Origin of the sequence: Mesorhizobium sp. M0207 (assembly GCF_040321995.1) — a bacterium.
Lineage (GTDB): Bacteria > Pseudomonadota > Alphaproteobacteria > Rhizobiales > Rhizobiaceae > Mesorhizobium.
In genome coordinates this window covers 1-16,930 of sequence record NZ_JAMYSQ010000016.1, presented here as the reverse complement: position 1 = coordinate 16,930, position 16,930 = coordinate 1, and the positions used below count along the sequence as shown (strand labels likewise).

The following is a 16,930-nucleotide window of genomic DNA, read 5'->3' as shown; positions in this document are numbered from 1 at the left end:
TGCGCAGCGCGTGGCCGGCGCCTGCTCACCTGTGCCGACGCCGACGCCCCGGCACATAACATCCCGGCACAATTGGCCGGGATCTCGGAATAGGCAATTCGACACTGTCGAGTGACGTCGAAGGGGCAAAAAATTGGATCATGATTTAAACGGTGGTTCCGTTCTTTCTGCGGAAAATATGGAAACCGCCCGATCCCGGTCAGACCGCGCCGTGAAGGAACTCGTCCCGATAGGACCGATCGTCGTCACCGGTGCTGCAGGCTTCATTGGTTTTCACGTCGCCTTGCGGCTTTTGCGTCTGGGTGTCGAAGTCATCGGCGTCGACAATTTCACCCCCTACTACGATCCACGACTCAAGGAAGCGCGGTTTGCACGTCTCTGTGCCGAGCCGGGCTTCACTTCGATGCGAATTGATCTGGCGGATGCCGCCCGCGTTCAGTTGCTGTTCTCAGAATTTCGCCCCTCACACTTTGTCCATCTCGCGGCTCAGGCCGGCGTGCGTCATTCACTTGCTGACCCGCATTGCTATGTGCAATCGAACATAGTGGCGTTTCTCAACGTCCTTGAGGGCTGCCGGCACTTCGGCGTTAGTCATCTCGTCTACGCTTCGTCGAGCTCCGTCTACGGCTCAAATCGAACCACACCGTTTTCTGAGCATCACGGCGCAGACCATCCTGTCAGTCTGTACGCCGCAACCAAGCGTTCAAACGAATTCATGGCGCATTCATACAGTCATTTATTCTGCTTGCCCGTGACCGGACTGCGCTTCTTCACCGTTTATGGCCCCTGGGGCAGGCCCGACATGGCAGTCTACATGTTCACGCGTTTGATTATCGAGGGGAAACCAATCGAAGTAGCCAATGCCGGCCGCGTGTGGCGAGACTTCACCTATATCGACGACGTCGCTGAGGGGGTGGTTCGAGCACTCGCTGCACCGCCGCGACCCGACCCGGGTTGGGATTTTCTTACCGCAGATCCCGCCACAAGTTCTGCACCGTACCGCGTCTATAATATTGGCAACGACCGGCCGGAGGAGATTAACCGGCTGATTTCGCTCATCGAGACCGCCCTTGGCTGCCGGGCGATTCGCGTGGAAGTGCCTCTACCACCGGGCGACGTTCTGGAGACTCGCGCCGACGTGAGTGATCTTCGTAACGCTGTCGGCTTCGCCCCGGCGACAACGCTCGAGGACGGAGTGCAACGCTTTGTCGAATGGTACCGGGACTTTCATGGAACGAACATCGCAGCCAGCACACAGCAACAAACGTTAATGCATGTGTAAGCCCACCGTGTAATCCGCGCCTTGTCGGAGCGACGAATCCACGCGTCGGCCATCCTTGTCGCGGCTGCTGGTCTGGTCAAAAGATCCAGTTGGTACCGCATAACGTGACGACGACATTCCCGAGCATCGATGCCCGCGCGATCCCCGCAGAAATCAGTTCATCGCGGGCAAGTCCAACGAGCGGTCTCAATTTCAGAGCTGCAGTTGTGCCCCGCCCGGAGCACAAAGAATTCGCTACATCGCCGCTCCGCCGAACGATGTCATTCAGATGGATGATGGTGACGTTCAGGCCCCATCGTAAGCTCCGGTCAACCGCATTTTGCCTCCTCGGAATCGCGAGCTCATGTCCCAAAGCTACTTTCTGAGATCCAGGACGGTTCCTACGGTCGAGAAAATAATCACCCGTGTTCCTCCAAGCCCGATCGGCAGTATTCTGCGCGCGGCAGGAGGCGTTTCGGCCATGGCGATTGCCGGTCAGTTGACTCTCGTCGCCGCTGTTCCCGTTTTGGCCCGGCTCTATTCCCCGGCAGATTTCGGGATCTTCACGATTTATCTTTCGATCGTAAACATCCTCGGCGCGATCGCAGCACTGCGTTTCGAGGCCTCTCTCTATGGTGTCAAGGACAATGCGCGGGCGTATGTGACTGTTAAGCTCATTCTCCTGGCTGTGTCGGTGACGAGTGTCCTCGCCTTTGCGGCAGGACTGCTGTGGGCGAGCATCGCTCCAGCGCGGGTCGGCCACCTCGCCTGGCTCGTTCCACTTGGGATGGCGGGCGCAGGTCTCGTCGAAGCCATGAACTGCTGGAGCCTGCGCGCAGGCCTGCTACGAGACTTCGCCCTCGGCCGGCTGATCTTGCCGGCGACCATGGCCCTGCTGCAATTGATTTTTGGGCTCGCCCATTTCGGAGGTGAGTCGATGGTACATGCCCATATCCTGAGCCAATTCATTTTTATCGGACTCCTCGGCTCTCGGATTCTGAGCTGGAAGGACTTACACGGCGTCGCCCGAGCGCCGTGGCGTACCGTCTTTGCCGTCGCCAGGCGAGAATACAAGTTTCCGTTATTTGACATTCCCTCAGCTCTCGCGAGTTTCGCCATTATCAATCTTCCCGCAATACTTGTTGGTTCGCTGTTTGGCGCCGCTTTTGCGGGTTACCTGGGAGTGGCAGCGCGGCTGGTGACTGCGCCGGTCACGCTGATCGCCACCCCGCTCAGCAATGTTTTTGTCTCCGAGGCGAACAAAAACAGTGATCGCAGACATCTGCTCGGCACCGCACGCGGCCTCTTGATGCTTTCAGCCTGCCTCACTGCATTGCCAATATTGGCGCTTGGCCTGGCTGCGCCATATATTGTCGTCCCCCTGCTGGGCCCGCCCTGGGTTCCCGCCGCAGACATTATGACCGCGCTGGCGTTCATGGGGGCTGCGCAGGCGTTGGCGACGCCGCTTCAAGATGTCCCAGCTCTCCTGCGCCGGCAGGAGCTACGGCTTCTCGTCGACGGCGCGCGGACGGCGCTGGTGTTTGGTCCGCTTCTTGCCGGTGCTGAGGCAGGTTGGGAACCACTCAAGGTCATTTATCTGATGGCGGCCGGCGGCGGCGTCGGGTTTGCACTGAAAACGGCGGCCTCTCTGTATATTTTGAGCCATGCCATTAAACCAGCGGGAGCTGCCATACCAAAACAAGGTCATCATCTCGAGGGAAAAGCACCATGAAACAATCGCAGCTTGATCAGCTCCAAACGACCGCTGTGGTTGACCAACATCATCGCGCTGATGCTTCGCGACTGCGCCCTTTCATTTCAGTTGCAATCCCAACCTTTCGCCGACCGGACACGATCCGCCGGGCAATGGATAGCATTCTGAGTCAGAATTTTTCCAGTTGGGAGTTGGTCGTCAGCGACGACGAGGGCCGGGACGGACCGACCTGGGCAATCGTGGCCGAGTATGCGCGGACCGAGCCTCGCATCCGAATTGTCGAAAACTGCCGGGGCCGCGGTCAGGTAGAGAATACCAACAATGCCATGCTCGCTTGCGCCGGAAAATGGATCAAGCTGCTCCATGACGATGACTGGCTCGCCCCGGGCGCACTCAAGACCTTTGCCGAGGTTTCCACCAAGCATCCCTCAGCTGCATTCATGACCTGTGCAGCCAATATAATTGAGGACGATCGGATGAAATTCCGATTGCCACCGCAGGGGCGGCAACGAATTTCCGTCTACTCAAGCCAGCAATGCCTGACGGACCTCTATCTGGTCCGCACGACGCGGAGCCTTGGGATCATCCCATCGACGCTTTTGATCAACCGCGACGTCATTCACGCGGGTTGCCTGATGCGCGCCCATAATTCAATCCCAGCTGGAGTCGACCAGCTGTTCTTTGTCGATCTGGCCTGCCACGGAGACATGGTCGCGATAAACGATGGCTTGATCTTCTACGACGCGACGAACCACCCGAGCATCACTACAACCAAGAGTTTCGATGAGGTCGATCAGGTAACGCTTGCCGTCAAAGAGCTTAACTGGAACCTCATCGAGGATCGTAAACATCTTCCCTGCCCTGAGACTCTGTTACGGGCGCTGCGGGTTGCTCGTCTTCCCAGCAGATTCCACCAGCAACCCTGGCGGGCGACGATCCGAGATGCGATGCAAATTCTTCGCCCGTCAGTTATGAAAATAGCGAGCCAGCACATTCTTACTTACGTGTTCGCGATCCGCCCGAGACTGGGTCGATTGCGTAGCCTGAGACGATTTAGCTTCTGAGCATGGCGGCATCGTCGAGCGCGACGGCGGGCGGGCTGGGGCGCATCATATACCGTCGAAGGCGGCTTTCCTTCGGTCTGGCCTTTAGGGGTAAGCGAGATGACCATTTGTCCGGCGTGTGCCAGTGTATCAACCGCGAAATTGTTCGAAGTGACAGCAGATGAGGCCTCTCGACATTTCATCAATCCGCGTCAGGACCCCGATCGCTCTCGAAAATTAACAAGCCACCTGTCGGATCTCTGGGGCAGCAACACATGCGATATCCGCAAATGCGCAGATTGCGGATTCGGTTTTGCAGATCCCTTCGTCGCTGGCGGCGTTGAATTTTATAACTTAGCCTGGGCGTACCCTTCCTATCCGACCATGAAATGGGAATATTCAAGGACTATCGAAGAGCTCGCGGGCCTGAAGACTGGCGGAAAAACTGCCCTCGAAGTGGGGTCTGGGTTCGGATATTTTCTCGATCGCATCAAGAATAAATTCTTCCATGTTTCCGACATCTCTGCGGTCGACTACAACGAAACGGCGAGGTCTGTACTGGCGTCGAAAGGCTTTAAGACCTATTCAGGCGATTTTCGGATGGACAGCTTCGATTCTATGAAAGAGTCCTTCGACTTTATTTTCATGTTTCAAGTCTTCGAGCATATGGACCAAGTGGACGACGTTTTTGCTCGATTGAAATATCTTTTGAAGGCGCAAGGATCTGCCTTTATCGCCGTGCCAAATGAAAACAGAACTTACTACATGGAGTCCCATGGCTCGCTCATAGACATGCCACCAAACCACATCGGCCGATGGACGAAAGAAGCCTTCGATGCCATATGTCAGCGGCACGGCTTGCAATTGAGCAAGTGCGAGCGGGAGCCGTTCAATCTCGCCAAATTCCTGAAACAAGACATCGTCCACAGCTTTTTCCGAAAGGGAGAGAAACCAGGTAGCGTGAGTGAGTTCGTGCGCGCCCTGCCGCGAAGCAAAGCGCAACGGATTGCGCAAGGTTTGACTGCCCTTGCGATTTCACCATCGCGGTTGCCGGCATGGGCATACGCGGTCAGGAATGCATCGACGATGGGGGGGAGCGCACTCTGGGCAAAGATCGACAAAGTCTCGTCACCTGCGCTACGGCTTCATCGCCAAGCCAAGCAGCGATGAGCGGGTCCGCGTGAAGGGTGATTTCGACACCACTAGGCGCGCGGTGAATGCCAAGCAGACGAAGGACGGCGTCAGGCGCGTTGCCTCAGATGGGGTCCGGAATTCATGAATGCCCGTCCGGCGGCTCCTGGCCGTAGGTTCCGTTGTGACACTTCGGACCCACGCTCCGGATGGATCTCTCCGCGACAACCCCAGCTACTGCCGGATGGCCCGCGCCCAGCAGCCGATCGGCGCAGCGCCTAGCGCGGTGATTTTCAACCAAGCGGGAAGTGCGCAACAACAAGAGCCGCGCTCGTCATGTCCTCTCCAGCAAGAGGTCAGCGCTGTCCCCGAACCGGTAACCAGCGTGCTTCCTGAGATTAACCTTCGTGAGAACGCTTGCGACGGGGACCGAAGCTGGTGCATCGCCCGCAAGCAGGTCCAAAACGCCTCGCGCGATGCTGCGTCGCGTTTTCGCCCAGCGAACGGCGAAAAGAACCACGTCACCCCAGCCTGTCAGGAGCCTGGCCTCTGGTCCCTCAAGCCCCAGCGGTCCATTTATGATGACGACCCGATAGATCGAGTGCAGTTCATCTTTGAAAGGGGAGCCGTCGACACTGGACAGCAAGGGCAGCAGATCCTCCGACGGTGCGAGCGCCATGAAGTCGATCCCGATCGCCGACATTCCTGCTATCGCATCGTGCAGTGCACAACGGTCACTCACATAGTCTCCGAAAAAATTGTGCGGCTTACGTGCGCTGAATTCCTTCACAAACTCGCCCGTAAGGCGGTGGTCCGTGCGGTCCAGATCAATGAAGAGTACTCGCCCTCCAAGTCTGGTGGCCGCCAAGGCCATGCTCCATGCGAGCTCGGTCTTGCCATCATCCTCACCGCAGGATGTTATCAAGATTATGTTCGAGTAATCCCTTGCCTGTTGGGGCGCCGCGGCGACAAGCAGGGACGTCACGGCGCGGCTGTATCTGCACCCCTGCTGGCCTGAAACCAGCTGCTGCAGTCGCTTCGCGTGCGTTGTGGGAGCCTGGGGTATTAGCCCGAGGCACGGAACCTTGAGCGCTGCTTCAGCTTCGGCCTCTCCGCGCAAAGTGCGATCGAAGCGTTGGCGGACAAGTATGAAAATCCCTCCAATCAGGCCAAACACGACCATGCCAGGCGGAATAAGAAAAATTGGCGAAAGAGTCGTTGGATTGGTAGGGGGCCACGCCGCTGAGAGAAGCCTGACTCCGGGGGATGGACTTGCAATACGCCGCATCAAGTCCTGTTGCCGGGTCAAAAGGTCGTTGTAGCGCTGCGTCAGGATGCTGACCTGCGGCTCGAGAGCACGCAGTCCGGAAAGCCGGCCGGCTGTATCGGCCACAACCGCATCTAGGACATCCTTACGCTTTTGCAGCGCCGCAATCTGGGAGCGATAGATGTTTGCCTCAGCGGCGACGCGGGCGATTTCTTGTTCGATCTCACGATCGATCGCATTTGTGACATTCTCATCTGCCGTGCCGTTGGCCTGGCCTGCCAAGAGATCGGCCAGCAAGGGTGATCCGATGGCTTCGGCTACCGAGGCAACGGGCGCGCCCCCCTTTCGCAAGTCCTGAATGTGTTGGAGTCGGGATTCCGTTGCGGAGAGGTCCGCTTTCGACAAGGAAATTTGCTGAGTGAGTTCGGCTGTCTCCTTGGCAGCATTGTCCGCCGCACCTTGATCGACCGCGCCATGGCTCAACCGATATCTCTCCAGACGATCGGTCGCTTCTGCCAGACTGCTTTGTATAGTCGGCAGCCCGGAGACTATCGAGTCGAGTTCCAGCCTGTCCGACGCTTGGCTTTTCCTTGCCAGATCGCCAATATACACTTCGACGAACGTGTTGGCGATCAGAGCGGCTCGCGCCGGATCGTGATCGGTGAAGCCGACACTGATAACTCTCGATCGCAGCTCCTGGCCGATCCTCATACCTTCACGCAGCACCTTGAGTTCAGCCGCATCTGGCGCCGCCGGCGTGCTTCGCGGCCAAATTTTGGCCAGCAAATCGGCTGGAACCGAGCGCAAATTCAGCGGCTCGACGCCAACAGGCTTCGGAGGATGGTTTCCGGTTCGAGCACCAGCCTGTTTAGCACCATTGGCAGCATCCGTTTTGCGCAGCGCTGCCACTACGCTTCGCAGGTGGCTTTGCGATGAGAGCATGGTGATATGGTCGTCAATGCTGGAATCCAGCTGATCCTGAGCAGAGATCAAGCCGCCGGCAGGGGCTGCTCTACTAGGTGCGTCGACGATTACCTGCGTGGTGGCCTCGTATAGGGCAGGCCGTGCAAGCCCTCCAAGCGCGGCCAAGACACCGCCTGCGACGACCATGGCCAGGAGGAACCACTTTTTTCTTGAGAGGGTAACGAGGAGCTGATGGAGCGGGGTTTGCGTGTCCATCTGCTCACGTAACGGCCGTTTCATGCGCGGAGTGATTTCGCGCGCAGGCAAGTGCATTTCGGTAACGTGCGGAAGGTGGATGCGGCTAACTATGGACCCTTCCATCTTAATCTCCTGTAAGTTCGGGCACGCGAGAACCCGTTGCTGGCGGCGATGGCCGCCTTGCCTCGTTGTGCCAGGCCTGGAACATCAAAGCCGGCCACAATTCGCGAGAATGGTCGTGCCTGCCATCGACGTGACCGCGCCAGCACGCATCCACCTTCGCAAGGTCGAAAATTCCGTCTCCGGAGATGCGCATATCGGCGACAAGATCGTTTGCCCAACTGAGCAGCGGGCCCCTCAGCCAGACTGCTATAGGAACATCGAAACCTTGCTTTGGCCGCTCGATCAGTCGCTGCGGAACGTACCGGCGCAACAGCTGACGAAGGATCCACTTACCTTTGCCATTACGAACCTTGGTATTCGTCGGCAGGCGCCAGGCGAATTCGACAACCCGATGATCGAGTAGCGGGCACCGCCCCTCGAGGCTGTTGGCCATGCTGGCGCGGTCCAGCTTCACCAATATATCGCCGGGCAGGTAGCCGTCCATATCGTCATACAAAAGACGGGACAGCAGCCCATCAAGCCGGTGCTCGACGTGGATTGATGAGGGGGGCTGGTGCAGGCTGAGGTTCTCGGTCGACGATCTCGTCAGTCGCCGAAACAACTCGTCCTCATCGGCTGCAGCGAGTAGCTGAGCGAGGCGATCCAGCCGGTCGCCCCGCAGCGCATGCCGTGCACCCTCCGAAAGCGGCAGCTTCCCGACGAGATCGTGACGGGCTGCACGGGCCAGTAACCCAGTGCCTGCCGCGAGCGCCCGACGCAGTGCCGACGGCAGAGTATGCTGTCGTCGCAGGCGGGCAGCCATGAAGTGGCGGGCGTAGCCGGCGAAGCATTCGTCGCCACCGTCACCCGACAGAGCCACCGTAACGTGCCGGCGGGCGAGCCGCGCCACCAGCAGAGTTGGTATCTGCGATTCGTCAGCGAAAGGCTCGTCCCAGATCTGCGGCAATTCTGGAATGACTTCGCGCGCTACGGCAGCCGAAAGGTGGAGTTCGGTATGGTCGGTGCCCAGATGCCGCGCGACTTCCGCCGCGTGGGGAGCCTCATCGAACCCGCCCTCTCCGAAAGCGATCGTGAACGTGCGCACCGGCTTGTCCGATTGAGCCTGCATCAGGGCTACAACCGTCGAGCTGTCTATTCCGCCCGACAGGAAGGCCCCGAGCGGAACGTCAGCGATCATGCGCTCCCGAACGGCAAGTCGAAGCAGGCCATCCAGTTCAGTGGTAAGTTCTTCGTCACTGCCGACGACCTGCTCCGCCCGCCCTTTGGCGGCGGTTTCGGCTAGCGACCACCAGTATCGAATACGATGCGCTAGCGAGGCGGCACTTCGCGACGCGGCGAAGTCAGCTGCCGTCACCGACAGGACCGAACCCGGCGGTAATTTGAACACGCCTCGCCAGATGCAGCTGTCATCCGGTACCCATCCGTTCGAAAGCATCGCCGCGGCCGCATTGATATCGAGCTCCTGACAAAAACCTGGAAAACGGGTGATCGCCTTCAACTCAGAGGCAAAAACAAGCGCATCACGTGTTGAGGCGACATAAAGCGGCTTTTTGCCCATTCGGTCGCGGGCGAGATGGAGCGTCCTCGTCTTCAGATCCCATAGTCCTAGCGCGAACATGCCGGCGAAGCGTGTGAGTGCTTTTTCGAGGCCCCAATTCTCAATAGCGGCAAGCATGACCTCGGTATCGCTGGTGCCCCTGAAATGACGACCTGTACTTTCCAGTTCGCAGCGCAGATCGCGGAAATTGTATATTTCGCCGTTAAACGTAATGACGTATCTGCCGCTTTCGGAATGCATTGGCTGGCAGCCCGCCTCCGACAGATCAACAATGGCCAAACGCCTGTGACCGAAGGCAAGCCCGGCTTCGCTACGTATCCAGAATGCCTCGCCATCCGGTCCGCGGTGACGAAGCGCGGCCGTCATTTGCTCTATTGCCTTGAGCGGCTTCGTGTCGGCTGAATCGGGAGCAAGAAGAATTCCGGCAATACCACACATGCCATTAACCCGGATTGTTGGAGATTGCAGAAACTGCTTTCGGAGCACCGGCGACAAGGCAGATGGTCAGCGCAAACCACACGATCGGGTGACGGATGATCAGGTGCGGCATTCCGAAAATAGCGATTGACACCACGAGCGCTAACAGCGCGTCGAGCTTCGCACGCCATACCGACACGATGGCGGCGCTGACGATCCAGACCAGCGCCAGAACCGCAATAAGTCCACCTTGAGTGTACAGGTCGAGGATCGTGTTGTGAGCCTCGAAGGGTCGTTCCAGAAATTGCGATTCGAACACTGATGGGCGCTCGAGATGCGGACCTGGACCAAGGCCCAACGACCCGGATTCCGCGCCCTTCTCTATTGCTTCGTCCCAGAGATGCACGCGGAGTGCGGCGGTTTCGGCAGTGGCCTCGCCGCCCTTGTCCTTGGTCAGGCCCTTGGCGAAGTTTTCGAGGACGCTCGCCTCCGTCACGGCGTAGGGGGTTATCGCGATCGCCAACGGAAGGATACCGACGAGCAACAGGAGGACGGCTTGCCGTGAAAAGCTGCCCCTGTTGCCACCGGTCTTGAGCCATGTCCTGATCCGCAGCCCGAGGAACGTCAGGCAGGTCAGGATACTGGTATACAAATAGGTATCGCTCTTTGTCAGCCTCCCGACATAGAAGGTTAGGAACAAGCTGGCGATCCCAAGAAACCTGCCCCATCGATTGCTGGTGGTGGTCGCAAGATGCAAGGCTAGCGGGCCAAAGATTGCGCAGTAGAGCGCGAGCTGATTTGGATTGTGCGACCAGCCGCGAAAGCGGTCCCAGTACCAGGGATCGACGCCAGCTCGGGGGATCCAGCCCCAGCCCTGTCCCAGCTGAATGGCAAGGGCCATATTCGCGATACCCACGACCCACCAGCCAGTACGACGGAGATGGCGGTCGGCGTCGGGTTCTGCAGCGGCAAGGCAGGTGACGCTGACCAACAGCAGGTAGGCCATCGTATCGTGCATCAGGCCCGTCAGGTATAGAACTGTGGTCAGATAGCCGACAACGGTGCCGACCCCCAGAGCCAGCGCCATGATCGTCCAGTAACTTGCAAGGAGTGTCAGCGCCGGCCTGGTCTCCAGGCGACCGCCGGCAAGGACGCGCGCGATCGACAGCATGATCCAAAGCACGAGGAACAGTTCGCCAATCCCCAAGGGCGACCCGGGAATGTCGAGTTGCTCCGCATAGGTCGTTGCGAGCCCGCAGGCCAGGATCGCGTCCCGGATCATCGGCGCACATCCAATCTACCGCTGACAGCATCGTCTCTAATTAAGATCGGATACGCCGGTCGGGCGAGGCCACCGTGGGATTTGGCGCCAAGGATATTTTCGTACAGATCGCAATACTGAGCGACCACCCGCGGCAGCGCGAACTGCTCACGGACGAGTTCGACAGAACGACCGCCCATGATTTTTCCGTGACTGCGGTCGGACAGGATGTCGACTATCCGAGATGCAAGGCCATCGGCGTCGTAAGGTTGGACTAGGTAGCCGTTCCATCCATCCTCGACCACCTCATTGCAGCCGGGCATCTTTGAGGCGACCATGGGCAATCCCGCCAGCCCTGCCTCGAGCAGGACGCGCGGGATTCCTTCTCGATATTGTGTGGGGAAGGCGAACACGTCGGCCATGCCAAGAAGGGCTGGAACATCGCGTCGTGGGCCTAGCGCGATGATATGAGGAGCGTGTCTATCGATTTCCGACTTGTCGACTGCAAATGGACCTTCGGACTCCCAAGGGCCGACAAGCACGAAACGCGCATTAGGCCTTTTAGAAAGGACGCGGGGGACTGCTTGGAGCAGCGTCGGGATGCCCTTCTGGCGGGTTAGCCGGCCCACAAAAATTACGATCTCTGCTGACTGGAGCCCGAGTTCCTGGCGCATTTTCGCCGCCGGCGGAGCAAGATGCCTCGCCATAGCGAACGCATCGACATCAATGCCAGAACTGCGGATCACTCTTCCGCTGCCAGGTTCAATCAATCGAAAGCGCTTGAAGAAAGCCTCATCGTCCCGATTCTGAAATACCGTCGCTGCCGTCCAGAAGGAGGCAAGCCATTGTAGTCCGCAAAAAATTGGACGTAAGGCCAGAGCCCGCGGTTCCAACGATGAAAATGTCCAGCCCAGGCCGTTGATCGTGCGCACGACCGGGACCGTTCCGCGCACCGAAATGGGTGTCAGCAGGTTAGGCTTGGTGTCGAAGCTTTGGACGATGTCAGGCCGGAGTTCCGCAAGCAATTTCCGAATCGCTCTTACAGCGGTCCACTCGCCAGTGCCGCTGGCAAATCGGTCGAAACCGTAGCGGCGATGCGGAATGCCATGCCGCAAAAACGCAGCCTCATCGCCGGTTGAAACTGCCGTGACCCGGAAGCCGCTTTCGCGCAGCGACATTAGGAACGGAATTCTCAGGGCGTGATCTTCGCCTCCCACACAAACGAGATGCGGATTCATCTCGAAGCTCCCGTCCGTGCGCCGTGTTCCGGTCGCGTGAAGTAACTGCCTTTCGCATCTGCTTTCATGGGTTTGCTTCGTTACTTCTGTGCGCGTGAAAGGATACGGTAGGAGGAGGCTTGCATACTGTCCTCGTCTGTTTGAATGAGGCAAACTGCATAGGGATCACGCCCTTACGGGAATCGCGAACCGCCTCGACGGCATCTAGTGGTGCATAGGAACGGGTACGCGGATGAATTGCGCCTCGAACTCTAGGGGTTCGGCCAAGCCGGACTTGCAACTGATAAGGCAACCGAAGAAAGCGCTTCCCACAGTCGTGCGTTGTACGGCTGCTCTACGCTGGGCGCATCGGATTCCTAAGCTCCCGGTCCGGGTTCGCGCCTCAGTTTGTCCCGCTTGTGCTACCAGGCATGATAGTCGGCCCCCTCAGCCACAACTCCTGGCGCAACCTGCCTCCTTGCGATCAGCGGATAAGCCGATTCGACCGTACCGATGCCGGCAACCTGATCTGCCGACCGATTTCACGCGACGAACGCGGGGACGCCTACGAATTATCCACAACTAATTGGTTGCGGGAGTGAGACTGTGGAGGGGTCTGGCTCTTAGGTGAACGTCTGTCTGATCACTCAATGCGCGGGTGAACAGTTAGATACAAACATAATTCAAAAGTTTATTTCAGAGAAATGCAAGGTATAATTTAGATATTAAACTATATGTCTTTCAATTAAGCCAGATAGTCCGGATAAAACTACGGCCCCTAGCGAGGTAATATTCCTTGTCCTTTATTTATTATGTCCATGGAGGTTACTCCTTCCGTGCAGCATTCCTATTGGCGATCAACCATTCTATCAGAGCCTGCATGTATGTGATTTGGCGCTAATATACACCCTCTAGTAGGCAGACATCCGCGGGGCGCTATCGAATCAAAATGAGGGATTATGGATGGCAACTCTGCACTATGCATCGGGTGGTTCTGCCACCGAAATCGCAACCGCCGGCTTCAATCTAGCTGACGTTCAGTATGTTTCGCTGGTCGACGCATTGCCGGATGGCATGAAAGGCCTGGTCTATCTCAATGAGCATGAGGGCGTAACTTCATCCTTCATCGAGAAAATGACCCCCTTCCTCGGCAATCCGAATGTGTTTGGATTCTATCTGGTTGACGAGCCCGATCCCACGGGCAGGTGGGGCACCTATGCAACCGCCGAGAACCTGAAGGCGGAATCCGACTGGATCCATGAGCATTTTCCAGGCGCCAAGACCTTCATCACCATGATGAACATGGGATCCCCGACCAATCCGGATTTTACCAACACCTACAATCCCGCCAACACGCATATCGACTATTTTGGAATAGACCCCTATCCGGTGCGCACGGGAACGGACACGGTCGACTACGACATGATCGACCGAGCCGTGGCTGCAGCGGTGAAATCCGGCATCCCGATCAGCAACATCGTTCCGGTCTATCAGGCCTTCGGTGGCGGCAATTGGGAGACTTCCGACGGCGGCAGACAGGTCATGCCCACCGCCGAACAGATGCAAATCATGATCGATCATTGGGCCAAGCTGGTTCCGTCACCTGCCTTCGACTACACCTACAAATGGGGAACGCAGAACGGCGACACCGCATTAGAGAGTTCTCCGGAATTACAAGCCGTTTTCCGGGAGCACAACCTCGCAACGACTGGGACCGAACCGCCTCCAGTCGACACAAGCGACACCTTGTATGGCACCAGCGGCGACGATGTGTTCCACGGCGCCGGCGGCCACACGATGATCGGCTATGGCGGCAATGACACCTATTATGTCGATGACATCCGCGACAAGGAGATCGAGGCTGCGGGCGGCGGTACCGACAAAGCATTCGCCTCCGTAAGTCATGCGCTTGCGGCCGGATCGGAAATCGAGCTTCTCGCCACCAGCAATCCGTCCGGCACGACGGCAATCCACCTCGCGGGCAACGAATTCGGCCAAATCATCCAGGGCAATGCCGGATTCAATATCATCAATGGCGGCGGTGGCGCCGACACGATGGCTGGCTATGGCGGCCCCGATACCTACTATGTCGACAATGCCGGCGACAGGGTAATTGAGGCGGTGGGTGGCGGCGCCGACAGGGTGGTCACTTCGGTGAGCCATACGCTTTCAGCAGGCTCGGAGATTGAGATTCTTGCCACCAACAACCCGTCCGGGACGACGGCAATGAACCTCAGCGGCAACGAATTCGGCCAGACCATCCAGGGCAACGCCGGCGCCAACATCATCAATGGCGGCGGCGGCGCCGACAAGATGGTCGGCTATGGCGGCAACGACACCTTCTATGTCGACAACGCCGGCGACAAAGTCTACGAGGCAGTGGGCGGCGGCAGCGACAAAGTGCTCGCCTCGGTGAGCCATGCCCTTTTGGCCGGCTCGCAGATCGAGCTCCTCGCCACCACCAATCCGTCCAGTACGTCTGCAATCAACCTGACCGGCAACGCCTTTGCCCAGACCATCCAGGGCAACGCCGGCGCGAACATCATCAATGGTGGCGGCGGTGCTGACATCTTGACCGGTAACGGAGGCAATGATGCATTCGTGTTCAACAGCGCCCTTGGACCCGGCAATATCGACAAGGTCACCGACTTCAACAAGCTCCAGGACAAGATCCAGCTCGACGACGCCGTTTTTGCCGGGCTTAAGCTGGGTGGCCTTTCATCCGATGCTTTCTTTGCTGGCACGGCTGCGCATGACAGCTCCGACCATATAATCTACAACAGCTCAACCGGAGCGCTCTCTTTCGACAGCGACGGCATCGGCGGCGCAGCTCAAATACAGTTCGCCACTCTCTCTCCAGGTCTGTCGCTTACGGCAGGTTCGTTCCTTGTGATCTGAACGACCCGGAACGGCGGACCTTCAATTCGAGACGGTCCGCCGCTTTATCTTTGTTCAAGCACCGGATTTTTCCAAAGCGGGATGCCCATTTCTGGCTGATGCTCAACCTTCGTCACCCAGCGGGTTCGAGTTGTGTGCGTCAAGTTCAGCAAAATGGCGTGGCATTGCGGTGACGTCGGCGTGTCCGCCGCGCAGCCCCCGTGTTTAGCGGAGCGGCGGACACATGACGGTGCTCAGGCGGCCAAGGCCCTCAGGCTCTCCAGCTGGGAACCGCCCTACTCTCACCTTTTGGGCGGTTTCCTAAATTGATTTGATCTCGATCACGGAGATCTGCCGACCGATACCAGGTGACGAGCGCGCAGATGCCTACGAATTGTCCACAGCTAATTGGTTGGGCAGTGAAACTGTGGAGGGGCCCGGAGTCAGAGGTTAACGTCATTTTGAATTTCCGTACGAAAGTTGACGTCTAACGCATTAAAATCTATAAATGTATAGCCATTATAAAAATATCGAGGAACTTCAAAAACTACAGCGCCTTCAAAATAAAGTCGCAATTCTGGCATCATTCTGACATCAGAAGACAATAAGCATCTTGTCCTAAGTCGCTGCTGTCAAAATAAGTCACAATCCGTGCAGCATTCCTACAAACGGTCAATGATTCTATCGACGGGTGTCTGTATGTGATTTGGCGCTAATATACGCCGTCTGTAGGTAGACGCCGGGCGCTATCGAAATCAGAAAAAGGAATATTGGATGGCAACTCTGCATTATACGTCGGGTGGATCCGCCACCGAAATCGCAACTGCCGGCTTCAATCTGGCTGACGTTCAGTACGCTTCGCAAGTCGACGCGTTGCCGGACGGCATGAAGGGTCTGGTGTACCTCAACGAGCACGAGGGCGTAACTTCATCCTTCATCGAGAAAATGACCCCCTTCCTCGGCAATCCGAATGTGTTTGGATTCTATCTGGTTGACGAGCCCGATCCCACGGGCAGGTGGGGCACCTATGCAACCGCCGAGAACCTGAAGGCGGAATCCGACTGGATCCATGAGCATTTTCCAGGCGCCAAGACCTTCGTCACCATGATGAATATGGGATCCCCTACCAATCCGGATTTTACCAACACCTACAATCCGGCCAACACGCATATCGACTATTTTGGAATAGACCCCTATCCGGTGCGCACGGGAACGGACACGGTCGACTACGACATGATCGACCGAGCCGTGGCTGCAGCGGTGAAATCCGGCATCCCGATCAGCAACATCGTTCCGGTCTATCAGGCCTTTGGCGGCGGCAATTGGGAGACTTCCGATGGCGGCAGACAGGTCATGCCCACCGCCGAACAGATGCAAACCATGATGGATCATTGGGCCAAGCTGGTTCCGTCACCCGCCTTCGACTATACCTACAAGTGGGGAACGCAGAACGGCGATACCGCGCTTGAAAGCTCCTCGGAACTGCAAGCCGTTTTCCGGGAACACAACACCACTACCGCTGCGGCCTCAGACATCACCAGCAGCGACAGCAGTGCTGCTGCGCCCGCGTCCGACGCCGCCACCAGCGATAGCAGCTCGACTGTGACTGCGCCTTCCCATGCCGCAACCGGCGATAGCAGCTCGACTGCGACCGCGCCTTCCCATGCCGCCACCGGCGATAGCACCAGCGATGGCAGCTCGACCGCGACGGCGCCTTCGCACCTCATCGCAAGCGATGGCAGTTCGACTGCGACCGCCGCCGGCGCCACCACGAGCGATAGCAGCTCGACTGCCGCCCCTTCCCATGCCGCCACCGGCGATAGCACCAGCGATGGCAGCTCGACCGCGACGGCGCCTTCGCACCTCATCGCAAGCGATGGCAGTTCGACTGCGACCGCCG

General features: G+C 58.0%; 10 protein-coding genes. 6 read left to right on the top strand and 4 right to left on the bottom strand.

What is annotated here, in order from left to right; all coding sequences use genetic code 11:
* Positions 1–178: 178 nt before the first annotated feature.
* The 4 genes from NKJ15_RS20650 (at position 179) to NKJ15_RS20635 (ending at position 5,188) form a co-directional block, all read left to right on the top strand.
* Positions 179–1,282, top strand: coding sequence for an NAD-dependent epimerase (locus tag NKJ15_RS20650; RefSeq protein ID WP_352541735.1), 1,104 nt, complete (start codon positions 179–181; stop codon positions 1,280–1,282).
* A 343-nt stretch (positions 1,283–1,625) separates the two neighbouring features.
* The gene (locus NKJ15_RS20645; RefSeq protein WP_352817189.1) at positions 1,626–2,993 is read left to right on the top strand and encodes a lipopolysaccharide biosynthesis protein; all 1,368 of its coding nucleotides are present in this window, start codon (positions 1,626–1,628) and stop codon (positions 2,991–2,993) included.
* Positions 2,990–4,039: a glycosyltransferase family 2 protein gene (locus NKJ15_RS20640; protein ID WP_352472464.1), complete on the top strand. Its 1,050-nt coding sequence runs from the start codon at positions 2,990–2,992 to the stop codon at positions 4,037–4,039. Before NKJ15_RS20645 ends, NKJ15_RS20640 begins: the two co-directional genes overlap by 4 nt.
* 99 nt (positions 4,040–4,138) lie before the next feature.
* Positions 4,139–5,188 (top strand): class I SAM-dependent methyltransferase, encoded by a 1,050-nt coding sequence (locus NKJ15_RS20635; RefSeq protein WP_352817186.1) that lies wholly within the window; start codon positions 4,139–4,141, stop codon positions 5,186–5,188.
* A gap of 295 nt (positions 5,189–5,483) precedes the next feature.
* Here NKJ15_RS20635 and NKJ15_RS20630 read toward each other — a convergent pair whose 3' ends face one another.
* The 4 genes from NKJ15_RS20630 to NKJ15_RS20615 are packed head-to-tail and all read right to left on the bottom strand — an operon-like array spanning position 5,484 to position 12,174.
* Complete coding sequence (locus tag NKJ15_RS20630; RefSeq protein ID WP_352472462.1) at positions 5,484–7,700, bottom strand: GumC family protein; 2,217 nt, start codon at positions 7,698–7,700, stop codon at positions 5,484–5,486.
* A 1-nt stretch (position 7,701) separates the two neighbouring features.
* Positions 7,702–9,696 carry an asparagine synthase (glutamine-hydrolyzing) gene (gene asnB / locus NKJ15_RS20625; protein WP_352817368.1) on the bottom strand — a complete coding sequence of 665 codons (1,995 nt, stop codon included), beginning with the start codon at positions 9,694–9,696 and terminating at the stop codon, positions 7,702–7,704.
* A 4-nt stretch (positions 9,697–9,700) separates the two neighbouring features.
* Positions 9,701–10,957 carry an O-antigen ligase family protein gene (locus NKJ15_RS20620; protein WP_352472460.1) on the bottom strand — a complete coding sequence of 419 codons (1,257 nt, stop codon included), beginning with the start codon at positions 10,955–10,957 and terminating at the stop codon, positions 9,701–9,703.
* Positions 10,954–12,174 carry a glycosyltransferase gene (locus NKJ15_RS20615; RefSeq protein ID WP_352501390.1) on the bottom strand — a complete coding sequence of 407 codons (1,221 nt, stop codon included), beginning with the start codon at positions 12,172–12,174 and terminating at the stop codon, positions 10,954–10,956. Before NKJ15_RS20615 ends, NKJ15_RS20620 begins: the two co-directional genes overlap by 4 nt.
* A gap of 942 nt (positions 12,175–13,116) precedes the next feature.
* On the opposite strand from NKJ15_RS20615, the gene NKJ15_RS20610 reads away from it, so the two are divergent.
* Together NKJ15_RS20610 and NKJ15_RS20605 are read left to right on the top strand one after the other, a co-directional pair.
* On the top strand, positions 13,117–15,051 hold the full coding sequence (locus NKJ15_RS20610; protein ID WP_352817183.1) for a calcium-binding protein: 1,935 nt from the start codon (positions 13,117–13,119) through the stop codon (positions 15,049–15,051).
* Positions 15,052–15,804: 753 nt separating this feature from the next.
* Positions 15,805–16,930, top strand: a 1,126-nt coding sequence (locus NKJ15_RS20605; RefSeq protein ID WP_352817180.1) for a calcium-binding protein, incomplete at its 3' end; no start/stop codon positions are given.

What these genes read in the sequence shown, in the direction of transcription:
- NKJ15_RS20640 (WP_352472464.1), top strand. Translation starts at nt 2,990, where the DNA reads ATGAAACAATCGCAGCTTGATCAGCTCCAAACGACCGCTGTGGTTGAC.
- NKJ15_RS20645 (WP_352817189.1), top strand. Translation starts at nt 1,626, where the DNA reads ATGTCCCAAAGCTACTTTCTGAGATCCAGGACGGTTCCTACGGTCGAG.
- NKJ15_RS20610 (WP_352817183.1), top strand. Translation starts at nt 13,117, where the DNA reads ATGGCAACTCTGCACTATGCATCGGGTGGTTCTGCCACCGAAATCGCA.
- asnB (WP_352817368.1), bottom strand. Translation starts at nt 9,696, where the DNA reads ATGTGTGGTATTGCCGGAATTCTTCTTGCTCCCGATTCAGCCGACACG.
- NKJ15_RS20615 (WP_352501390.1), bottom strand. Translation starts at nt 12,174, where the DNA reads ATGAATCCGCATCTCGTTTGTGTGGGAGGCGAAGATCACGCCCTGAGA.
- NKJ15_RS20630 (WP_352472462.1), bottom strand. Translation starts at nt 7,700, where the DNA reads ATGGAAGGGTCCATAGTTAGCCGCATCCACCTTCCGCACGTTACCGAA.
- NKJ15_RS20650 (WP_352541735.1), top strand. Translation starts at nt 179, where the DNA reads ATGGAAACCGCCCGATCCCGGTCAGACCGCGCCGTGAAGGAACTCGTC.
- NKJ15_RS20635 (WP_352817186.1), top strand. Translation starts at nt 4,139, where the DNA reads ATGACCATTTGTCCGGCGTGTGCCAGTGTATCAACCGCGAAATTGTTC.
- NKJ15_RS20620 (WP_352472460.1), bottom strand. Translation starts at nt 10,957, where the DNA reads ATGATCCGGGACGCGATCCTGGCCTGCGGGCTCGCAACGACCTATGCG.